Genomic DNA, 10,390 nt, shown 5'->3' on the forward strand with positions numbered 1-10,390 from the left:
AGCAGTCGCTAAAACTTCGTGCAGTAAAATCGAAGTATTGAGTTGCTGGGCTGGATGTATGAATTCTGATACTGTCGTTCGCATCTTACAAAAAAGCTTTCGTGTCACACTTGGAGCGACTGCATCGCTCGTCGAAATTCTTCAAGATCCGCAAAAGCGCGAAGCTAATTTAACTAAAATTAAAGCCGAACTCGACCAACTCACCCGCGAATGGGCAGACAAGGGCGAAATGACCGAGCAAGAAGCCCGCAGCTATGTGGATACTTTGATGGCTCAACGGCGGGGTGAGATGAATTCTGGAACCACGGTGACAACCACTGCAACCCCAGTTCCCACCGCTTCGCCGGAAGTCCAGCTTGAACTGCAAGAACTCACCGCACAGTTAGCCGCACTCCGGGCAGAAGTAGAGCGCCTCAGAACCGAAGAGAATCGGTAGCTTCGCTTCACATTGTGACTGTGAGATGTCTCGGAATTGATTTAGGCTGGAGTTCAAATCCTAGCGGCGTGTGCTGTTTAGATCTGGTCGATCGAACCTTAACGCTGCGAGACCTGCGGCGAGAGAGTTCGATCGACAACATTCTTGCCTGGGTGGATCAGCAGGCTCCAGATTGTGCGATCGTTGCCGTTGATGCACCGACCCTTATTCCGAATCAAACTGGAATGCGACTTCCCGATCGTTTAGCTCACAAACACTTCGGGCGCTACCACGCAGGCTGTTATCCAGCAAACTTAGGGCTGCCGTTTGCCGATCGTACTGTTGGCGTCGGGCTGAGCTTAGAAGCGCGGGGATTTGAACACGCGCCGACGATCGAGCCACAGCATCCGGGGCGCTATCAAATCGAAGTGTTTCCGCATCCTGCAATGGTGAATTTATTTCAACTGAATCAAATCCTGAAATACAAAAAAGGCACGATCGCACAACGCAAGCCGGAACTCGAAAAATTACGTCAATTCATCCTAGAGCGATTACCTCAGATTGAACCGCGATTAAAATTAGAAACACTGCCCAGCATTCCAAACAAAGGAACTGAACTCAAAGAAGTCGAAGATCAGTTCGATAGTTTGATTTGTGCGTATGTTGCTGCTTACTGGTGGTACTGGGGAACCGAAAAAAATATGGTGTTGGGCGATCGTGCATCCGGGTATATTGTGGTTCCATCGCCATTGACTTAAACCATGCTGTCTTCACTGGTACGATCGCGCCAACTCTGTGTGATTCTTGCGGCTACGGCAACCGTTCATTTCGGACTGATTCTACTCGGTTTACCAGGCTGGCAATGCCCGATCCGGTATGGGCTGGGTATTCCCTGTCCGGGCTGTGGACTCTCACGCGCCACCTTAGAACTCTTACACGGTCACTTTGATCATGCCTTGAGAATTCATGCCTTTGCACCGATCGTGGTCGGTATAGGGGGATTAGTTTTAGCCGCGATCGTGCTGCCAAAATCAACCTACATCAAGTTTGTAAGCATTGTCGATCGCATTGAGCGGCGCACTGGAATTACGATTGTGCTTCTCAGTAGTGCCTTGATATATTGGCTGATTCGATTGTTCTTTTTTACAAAGGAGTTTTATCAATTAGTTCTGTAATGTGCTTTTATGGCTACAGATTTTTTGAGGGTTTGTGAATGCAAGTTCTGCTCACATTAATTAATTTAGCAGCATCAATTGTCAGCCTAGTTTGCTTTATTCTCGTTCTACTGAAGCTCTTTCCCGATAAAGGAGTCGGTTGGGGAATTTTTGGAATTTTCTGCGGTATCTACACCTTCATTTGGGGATGGCAGAACGCCGATCGTCATAACCTTAAAAACATTATGACTCTCTGGTCTGCGGCGTTCGTCGCGAATATCCTGCTGCAAATTGTGGTAGTTAGCATTACGGGGTCATCTGTTGACTAAAGCGCGATTACCTTCCCCCGAGGAGCGGGTCATACTCTCCCATTTGTCTGAGCCCCATTTGCTTAGGCGCTTATCGTTTGGCAAAGTTCGCCGGATCTTGGTCACGTCGATGCTTCACCGGAATCGGTAGACCTTGACCGCTGCCAACTAGGGCTGCGGTTTCCTCTAACGCCGTTCTCAGTCGCTTCGCAGCATAAATCGACATATCCCGCGGCACACTAATGCGATCGCGCAAATACCGCAGCGCCACATCTGCACCCGATGGCGGGACACACACGCGACCCGTCATCATTCGAGTTAAGGCAGAACGCAGTGCTTCATCCATTAATTCATCCGGCGCAGGATTGACGCGAATAATGTTCGATCGATGCTTGATTACGCGATACAACGCCTCTTGACGAGAGTTCTCCGGTTCTGGATAAGCCACATCCGGTAACTCAAACCAAGACCCTTGATCCACTCGCGCTTTATTGATCCGCATCTGCGGTTCGCCATTTTCCCAGCATCCCCCCATCTGCGGCGGCAAATCATGGACGTGCGTGTGAAAATCGCTCTGAGTGCCGCGATAGGTCGATAGAGTTTCCATCGCATCAAACCACGCTTTAAATCGCGGATTTTCCTCGCGCATCGAGTAGCCCTTGTAGTAATAAAGGCTTGCATTCATGCGTTCGACATACGGCGTGAAAATCACATCCACCGTACTGAATTCTTCTAAAAAGTAAGCTCCTGGCGTTTGAGCGAGGGCTACTTCGACTTGTGCCATCACCTCGATAAACTTTTCACGCTTGCGCTGTTCCTCGCGCGCTGACATCGATGGATAGCATAACCAATTGCACCATGCTCGAAATAAAAGTCGCTCTAACCAGCGCAACGGCTTCACTCTCGGATCTTCCATCCCAAAGGTCAGAACACCAAACTTTTGTTCCAGCGCCATTAGAATATCATCGCTTTCGGTGATGATGCGCCCGTCAAGCTCGATCGCAGGCAGCATTCCCGATGGCACTTTCCGCTTGTACCAGCTTTCTTTCTCGCCGTAGCAGAACATCGTCACTTTTTCGATGCGGTACGGGATTTGCTTTTCTTCTAGCCATAGCCAAATTTTCTGGCAGTAGGGACACCAGGCATGATAGTCACGATAAAGCGTCACGCGCACCTCCGATTCAGCCTGTCCAAACAGACGTAATCGGGATTGAGCATTCGTTAAACCGTCGATCGGGTCGGGTTGAAAGTCGGTGAGGGCTTCGAGTTCTGTCCAGCTTAGGGGAGCGGTCATAAATAATCCGATCGCAACTCACTCTATCGTTACGGGTGTCACGTCATTGCGTCAACTTAGAAGCGCAATCCGACTCCACCTTGCAGGGTTGCAGCCGCTCCACCGCCCCGGTAGCCATCAAACGCAATCACCGCATTGCCAAACACGACTAAATTACTATTGGGAAGCGCGTAGTCAATGCCCGGCTGAATCGCAAAGCTGGTGCGATTTCCCACCGCCGTATCACCACCGAGCGGAATCGAAGCACCCGCACCGATGTAAACATCAGTCTGCCAATTGAGCGGAATATCGTAAGAAACGGTTGGAACGATCGCGACTCCATTGCCAATAAACGCTTGTGCTCGCAGCGAGATCGGTGCTCTGAGGAACTTATAACGTCCAGCCACTACAGCCGATACACTGCTTCCATCGTTATCACCGCTCGTCAACCCGATTCCAGGACCAATACCCACATAGCTGCCGTAAGCGGCTTGGGCTGAAGCCGGAGCCTGATTTGCAACGGCGATCGCGCAAACTCCTACGACTCCAACTAAGCTCAGCTTTTGATTGATTAATCCCATCAAATTTCTCATCGATCAACTCCTCATTAACCAGAAACAGCGAAGCACCGAAATTATTTGTTCATCATATCCAAATTTACCCACTTCACAATCGCAATACGCTGATTTTTAAGTCGGAGATGAAAGACTTTTGCCAGAACTTTTAGAATGAAGAAAGCCTTCATCACGGGATGTTCTATGTCTGATTCTGCACTGGGCGATCGCTATACAAATTTGATTGAACAAATCGTTCAAATGACGCTGAAAGGCAACATTCGATCAAAAGAACAGGTTTATCAAATGCTGGTGCAGGAAATTGAACCAGATAGCGGTGAGATCTTTGAGGCGAAGTTTCGCGATCGATTTGTGCAGACTCAAACTCAGGCGAACGATCGCAGCGATGAACTCAAGCAAGCCAAAGCAATGCGGGCGATGCGGGCACTCTCGATGCTTGACGGTGAATGGAAGCGCTGGCAGTCTGAAAATCAAAACAGGAGCGCGATCGCGACCGCAGTTCGACAACTGAATCAAGCAGACAAAACCGAGCGATTACTCATTTTTCTGACCTTGAGTGATCCCAATCATCCAAATAGTTTGAATGCTGATCAACTCAAACAATTAGCAGTAACGCTGAAGCAACAGCCAATTTCTGATGTTGAAACTCAACAAGAACTTGCACAACTGAGTGATGGAATTCTGCGCGGTTTTCAGTCTTGGAATACCTTACAACCTCATCTCATCAGTTGGATTTATAATCCCGAACAATTAGGATTTGGTGAGTCCTCGCGAGGGGCAAAGCCTTGGGAGTTGTGGTCAAAACAAGCGATTGGCAATATTCCCAAATCATTTTTTACGGCATTAAATCAAAATCAAGCAGCAAGTCTATGGGTCGAATCTCAACCCGAGATCACGTTAGCGGATTGGATTGAGTTTGCGATCGTGGTGCAAGCGTTGCAGCGTGGTTTGGTCAGTTGGTCAGAAAATCAAAGCTATAGTTCTAAGATCGGCACCTCGCTGTGCGTGTCGATCTTTTTGACCTTTGCCTTGATTTGGATGGAGTTATCGTATGGCTTTGCGCGATCGTCGTTGCTTAATTCGATCAATCGATCGCGCTTTTCAGAAGCCTCATTTCGGGTGTCGCTCCAAATTTTGAGAATCTTTGCTCAGCGCCCCTACTTTCCTTTGTATGGAACCGTTTACACGTCGTTCACGGGTGAATCGTTCCGTGAAGCGATGAACTATTTGAGCGAACCTTTAAAGCGGGTCGAAGGCACTCAGGAGAAAGCAAGAATCCTTGCATTGCTCGGGTCATCGCAGCGTATTTCTGGAGCCTTGGATTTAGCAAAAGAGATTTACCTTGCAGCCCAAGAGATTGCCCAAGAAGCAGGCGATCGCAGATGTGAGATTGCGACGTTCAACCATCTAAGTCGCGTCAGTCTGCATCAAAAACAGTATGCAGAAGCGATTAGTAACAGTCAAAGAGCTTTAATTCTTAGTCGACAAGCGGGCGATCGCATGGGTGAAGCAAACGCACTGGCGAACTTAGGCTATGCGGAAGTGTTTCAAGCTCAGCTATTAGAGTCTGATCCGGATGCTTATGAACTCGCGATCGGCTACCTGGAGCAAGGATTAGCGCTCTCGGAAAAGTTAGGGGACTTTCAGAGCAAGGCACTCTGCGCCCTCAGCTTAGGCAGTGCTTATGTCACCTTGAATGACACTGATCAAGCTCTGAAGTATCTAGAACAAGCCAGCTACGCCGCTGTAGATGCGGGCGATCGCTATCTACATGCGCTCTGTTTGTCGAACTTTGGCGAAGCGTTTTATCAGCGTCAGGACTATGAAAGAGTCGTTTTTGCCTCGGCGATCGCGATGTACAAGCTTGAGCAGATGGGAACGAATGATTGGAGAAGTGCAGCCGGCTTGTTAACAATCCTGCGGGGACAACTCGGAGAGCGGTTTGACCAGCTTTTGCAGGAGCAACGATCGCGCTTAATGACTGAGATTGGAATTGATGGCTTTGACTATTTGACGGAATTGCTTGATCGATATCGTCAATCTTAGTGAAGCCAATGGCTCAAAATTCTTGTGACCAACCCTCGCAGTAATATTGAGAGGAGTTTCTGGCTCCGCTTGGAAGCATTCAGCGACAGTACGAGATTCCAGACAAGGCGAAGTTGGTGACGTTGGTAAAAAACAAGCTGAATTAGGCAGGAGCGTTTGGGCAAGATTCTTTCGAGTATCTCATCCAAACGCTTATGGAGTTTGTTTTCTTTATGGCTCAGGCGAGATTTGAACTTGCGACCTTGGGCTTATGAGACAGCAGTAGTAAAAAGCCTGTACCAATGCGATACAGGCTAGAATCCTTGTAAAATCAGACTTTCTCAGTTGAGCCAATGTACTAAATTACTCTGAATTGTTCTGAAATATTGGCAAAATCTAGGGGGAATTTAGGGGGAATTTTCACGGTGGCAATGGTCGATCTGGTCTTTGCATTGCTAGATCGAATGCTCTCTGGTGGACATCATCCGAGATCCAGTAATGATAGATGTTGCAGTGAACTTGATAGGAGTGCCCCATCTGTTGGGCTGCCAGTTCGACGGGGATTCCAAATTCAATCGCCCTAACTGCCCATTGATGACGCAGGTTGTATGGTTTTTTAAAGCCGTATCGAGCAAAAGCCTTTGTGACGCGATTCCCCAATGCTGAGTTGTCTTTTCCCGTCACTGATGGTAGCTTCACATCCCACAATTGCCATTTGTCCCACCATTCTGGATAGACTGCCCAGACGCGCCTAGAGCCTGTTTTCCCACCGCCGTAGTCGTCATCAATCAAGCTCAGCACTGGCGACTCTCTCAGCCGTTCTAAATCGATATGGAATAACTCGTGATTCCGTAGTCCGTAGGTTGCCATGATTCCAAATGCCCAACCCCACGACTCGTTTTTAGCGTTAATGAGATCGCGCCACTCGCTAACCTCTTTATCAGTTGGCAAATCTCGCGGGGTTAAACGTTTGGGGCTGTAATCGCCTCTGATTGCGGCTGCATTAAGATCTGTTATCCCGGCAAATTTAGCAAGCGCCTCATAAGCAATACAGTACTTTTGCCGATTGCGCGTGTCTGGTTCAGTTTCAAGAAGGATTACCTGTCGCAACAGTTCAGCCATCAACGGTTTCTCAGAGGGCAATCTGGTAAACGGTTGCAGATAGTTTGATTTCCAAGTCGTTTCAGATTTGGGGTTACGCGATCGACGGTTGAAGTAATTCTCTTCAAATAGCTCGATCCATTGCTCTATAGTGCGTGTAGTCTTTATTTCGGCTGCAATTCTCAGCTTTTCATCCCAATCGAGCCAATTAAACTGATTCAAATCAAGCTGTGATCGAATTTTTCGCGCCTCTGCCTCCGCTCGTTTGAATCCTGATGGATTGGCATAGACATTCAGCGTAATTTCCCGTTGTTTGCGCTTGGTTTCGCCTGGTTTGGGTGGAAAGATGCCACGCAAATGCAAGCGATCGCCATTCTGCTCGACAGATATGCCGATTTTTGCCGCTTTAAGGCGGGCATTTACCTCTTCTCTTGTAGTCATGGCTTAATACTGTTTTCGCTTCTCTGGCGGGGTTTCTAGCTGCTTTGAGCAGCGTTCAACATGAAATTGAAGTGTGGGACGCTTCGAGTTTGGTGGCGATACATCTCTGACGTGGTATCCCACCTTGAACATTCCCGATCGATACAACTCTCTCAGTTTTGGGGCAGTCTGATCAAGCGCGATCGCTGCTTCGTTCGTGAAATACCAAGTCTTACCGCTCATACTTGCGATTCGCCTTATATTCTGCGTAAAGGGTTAATGATTTCTCAGCCAGTTGCAGCAATTTCGCTGATCCGGGACATTTTGCGATGCGATCGGTTAACCTGTGGCATCACCAGCGCACCTCATCTGTGTGAGATTGCCTCTGTATTAATTTCGGGAGGTTTCGCTCATGCCGCGCATGCCTCCCATCCCGGTGGCGGCGATTCGTATCGCTCCTTCCTTTCACGTTGTTTGGCGCGTTCTTCACGTTCAGCAGCTAAGCGATCGCGGATCGATTGCAAAATCAGTTCTAGATTCTCGCGGAAATAAGCAGAGCCGCTGCACTCCATCAAAAACCAGAACACGAAGTAGATTGACTTTGATTTGCTGAGTCGCTGATTTCCGTGGCGGTCCCTGCCATTTGGGTTGAATTCATCCGTTGAAACTCGGATCGACTTGCCACCTTTCTCGTAGCCCAGATACGACATACAAGCCTTGATATGGGCGAAGAATGCTTTCTGGGAGTCAATTAACGGGAACAGTCGAGCCAGTTTGGAATTAGCTTGAAACTGCCGATACAGCTTCGCGATCGCATCACTTGCAGCCCGAAAAGCGTTCACCTCTGCCTCAACTCCCTTGGCACTGGAGACGGATACCAACTTTCCAAGATTCAAAACTCGAAACAGTTTGATATTTTGCAGACGCTTGAAGTTGCCAGCGTTGTAGTGCGTTGGACGAGCGCGCAAACTCTAGGGTTTCGTTCTGTTGGCGGAGGTTTTCGATCTTGCGATCGAGAGCATCTAGAGTTCTCCCTATTTGCTTCTGTTCATTGATCGGTGGGCATTGAAAGACAAAGCTTTTGATTCTTTCTGGTGCCGTATGTAGAATTTTGGTTCCTGTCGCTGTAGCAACGAGATGTCGGTTAAAGGTTTGCCAAAGGCACAGCCAGTATATAAACGAAGGATTAACATTTTCTGCATCTTTGATTTCGACCTTCCCAAGTCGTTGGTTGTGCAAATATGTTTTGCCATCTTTGGGAATCCTGCCTGAAATTCCTAAAATCTCTTCTCCTGGCGTTTGACAAGTCATTGCAAGGAGAATGTCTCCTGGAGCAAGTTCATACTCTTTGGGGTAAGAGTCTAAATATTCCTTGATTCTGGTTGAGTCAAATCTGAATCCTTCCGAATAATCAAAATTTCCAATTGCAACTACAACATTTTTTGGCTTAACCGTTTCATTGAAGAATTCTCCTTTGAAAGCCCAGCCGTGTTTAACATCAATCAAATTTCCTAAAGTAACTTCTTTCCAATCACTCATAACTCAAACCCTACCTTAGCTAACTGAGTCTTAATCTCCTTATCCAACTCAGCTGCTTCTTTCATTTGTGCTGCTAATTCTGCCGTCAACGCTGCCATTGTTTCCTCAAACGAAACTGTTGCCTCTGCTTCAGATGGAATCCCCACATATCGCCCTGGCGTTAACACAAAGTTGTGCTTCTCAATGTCTACCAGCGTTGCTGACTTACAAAATCCCTTAATGTCCTGATAGTTCCCGCCGTCCCGCTTCCATTCGTGATACGTTCCCGCGATCGCCTGAATATCTGCGTCATTAAACGATCGATTGCGCCGATTGAGCATATAACCCAACTCAGACGCATCAATAAACAACACCTCACCTTTGCGATTCCGATTCTTGTTCCCGTTCTTATATCGACTCAAAAACCACAAACAAGCCGGAATCCCAGTGTTGTAAAACAACTGCGTCGGCAACATCACAATACAGTCCACCAAATCCGCTTCCACTAGCTGTTTGCGAATCTCTCCCTCGCCTCCAGTGTTAGAAGACAGCGATCCATTCGACAACACAAACCCTGCGGCTCCCGTCGGCGCTAAGTGATAGAGAAAATGCTGCACCCAGGCAAAATTCGCATTCCCCACAGGCGGCACACCATACTGCCACCGCCCATCCTGACGAAGCAAATCCCCGCCCCAGTCACTATCGTTAAACGGTGGATTCGCAATCACAAAATCCGCTTTCAAATCCGGATGAGCATCCTTGAGAAATGACCCCTCTGAATTCCAGCGAATATTCGAGCCATCAATCCCCCGAATCGCCAAATTCATCCGACACAGCTTGTAAGTCGTCTCATTGCTCTCCTGCCCATAAATCGAAATATCATCCAGCCGCCCCTGATGCGCCTTGACAAACTTCTCACTCTGAACAAACATTCCCCCTGACCCACAGCACGGATCAAACACCCGCCCGTGATACGGTTCCAGCATCTCCACCAACACCCGCACCACACTCTCAGGCGTGTAGAACTGTCCCCCCTTCTTCCCTTCTGCAAGCGCAAACTGACCCAAGAAATACTTATAGACCTGCCCCAGCAAATCCGCCTGTCGAGAAGGTGCAACAGGTGGCTCTGTCCCGATACTTAACTGCCCATCCGACTCCACCTCAACCTTCGCCAGATTGACGCTGCCGATCATATCGATCAGCCCACCCAACACCGTCGAATCGAGCTTCTGCTGCCCGTAAACTTTCGGCAAAATTCCTTTGAGCAGTTTCAGGTTGTTCTGCTCGATCGCTTCCATCGCTTCATCGACTTTTTGCCCGATCGTCGGCTGCTTCGCCTGTGCCTGTAACACGGGCCACCGCGCCTCAGCAGGCACAAAAAACACATTCTCCGCTTTGTACTCGTCTGGATCTTCCGGGTCAGCCCCAGCGTATTCTCCCTCTCCAGCCACTAATTTCTTGTGCAACTGATCAAAAGCATCAGAGATGGGCGTTGCACAGAGGATGAATGATTTACCTCAACGCAGGCACTTGTCCATGCTTCAGGTAATAGATCAGCAGACGAATTGATGCTTTTAGCATCTTGATGGACTTAGAATAGC

At 48.3% G+C, this 10,390-nt stretch carries 11 protein-coding genes and 1 pseudogene; 5 read left to right on the forward strand and 7 right to left on the reverse strand.

Features of this window, described 5'->3' with window-relative positions:
* Positions 1-58 precede the first annotated feature (58 nt).
* Genes NC980_RS19995 through NC980_RS20010 form a run of 4 tightly spaced genes read left to right on the forward strand, consistent with a single transcriptional unit; the run spans position 59 to position 1,898 of the window.
* Positions 59-436, forward strand: coding sequence for a hypothetical protein (locus tag NC980_RS19995; protein WP_190375887.1), 378 nt, complete (start codon positions 59-61; stop codon positions 434-436).
* 20 nt (positions 437-456) lie between these two features.
* Positions 457-1,173: a DUF429 domain-containing protein gene (locus NC980_RS20000; protein WP_190375888.1), complete on the forward strand. Its 717-nt coding sequence runs from the start codon at positions 457-459 to the stop codon at positions 1,171-1,173.
* Between the two features lie 3 nt (positions 1,174-1,176).
* Positions 1,177-1,590: a DUF2752 domain-containing protein gene (locus NC980_RS20005; RefSeq protein WP_190375889.1), complete on the forward strand. Its 414-nt coding sequence runs from the start codon at positions 1,177-1,179 to the stop codon at positions 1,588-1,590.
* A 38-nt stretch (positions 1,591-1,628) separates the two neighbouring features.
* Complete coding sequence (locus NC980_RS20010) at positions 1,629-1,898, forward strand: hypothetical protein (RefSeq protein ID WP_190375890.1); 270 nt, start codon at positions 1,629-1,631, stop codon at positions 1,896-1,898.
* Positions 1,899-1,968: 70 nt separating this feature from the next.
* Here NC980_RS20010 and NC980_RS20015 read toward each other — a convergent pair whose 3' ends face one another.
* Together NC980_RS20015 and NC980_RS20020 are read right to left on the reverse strand one after the other, a co-directional pair.
* Positions 1,969-3,171: a glutathione S-transferase family protein gene (locus NC980_RS20015; RefSeq protein ID WP_190375891.1), complete on the reverse strand. Its 1,203-nt coding sequence runs from the start codon at positions 3,169-3,171 to the stop codon at positions 1,969-1,971.
* Between the two features lie 56 nt (positions 3,172-3,227).
* Positions 3,228-3,743, reverse strand: a complete 516-nt coding sequence (locus NC980_RS20020) for a hypothetical protein (RefSeq protein ID WP_190375892.1) — start codon at positions 3,741-3,743, stop codon at positions 3,228-3,230.
* A gap of 165 nt (positions 3,744-3,908) precedes the next feature.
* On the opposite strand from NC980_RS20020, the gene NC980_RS20025 reads away from it, so the two are divergent.
* The gene (locus NC980_RS20025; RefSeq protein WP_190375893.1) at positions 3,909-5,771 is read left to right on the forward strand and encodes a tetratricopeptide repeat protein; all 1,863 of its coding nucleotides are present in this window, start codon (positions 3,909-3,911) and stop codon (positions 5,769-5,771) included.
* 399 nt (positions 5,772-6,170) lie between these two features.
* Here NC980_RS20025 and NC980_RS20030 read toward each other — a convergent pair whose 3' ends face one another.
* The 5 genes and pseudogenes from NC980_RS20030 to NC980_RS20050 form a co-directional block, all read right to left on the reverse strand.
* Positions 6,171-7,292, reverse strand: coding sequence for a site-specific integrase (locus tag NC980_RS20030; RefSeq protein WP_190375894.1), 1,122 nt, complete (start codon positions 7,290-7,292; stop codon positions 6,171-6,173).
* 3 nt (positions 7,293-7,295) lie between these two features.
* Positions 7,296-7,514, reverse strand: a complete 219-nt coding sequence (locus NC980_RS20035; protein ID WP_190375895.1) for a DNA-binding protein — start codon at positions 7,512-7,514, stop codon at positions 7,296-7,298.
* 167 nt (positions 7,515-7,681) lie between these two features.
* Positions 7,682-8,113, reverse strand: coding sequence for a hypothetical protein (locus NC980_RS20040; RefSeq protein WP_190375896.1), 432 nt, complete (start codon positions 8,111-8,113; stop codon positions 7,682-7,684).
* Between the two features lie 7 nt (positions 8,114-8,120).
* Positions 8,121-8,810, reverse strand: a complete 690-nt coding sequence (locus tag NC980_RS20045; RefSeq protein ID WP_190375897.1) for a restriction endonuclease subunit S — start codon at positions 8,808-8,810, stop codon at positions 8,121-8,123.
* A pseudogene (locus NC980_RS20050) lies at positions 8,807-10,276 on the reverse strand (N-6 DNA methylase); the annotation flags it as partial. The gene NC980_RS20045 and the pseudogene NC980_RS20050, both read right to left, overlap by 4 nt.
* Positions 10,277-10,390 lie beyond the last annotated feature (114 nt).

The organism is Leptolyngbya sp. AS-A5, from assembly GCF_039962495.1.
In the GTDB taxonomy this organism is placed as follows: Bacteria; Cyanobacteriota; Cyanobacteriia; order Leptolyngbyales; family Leptolyngbyaceae; genus Leptolyngbya.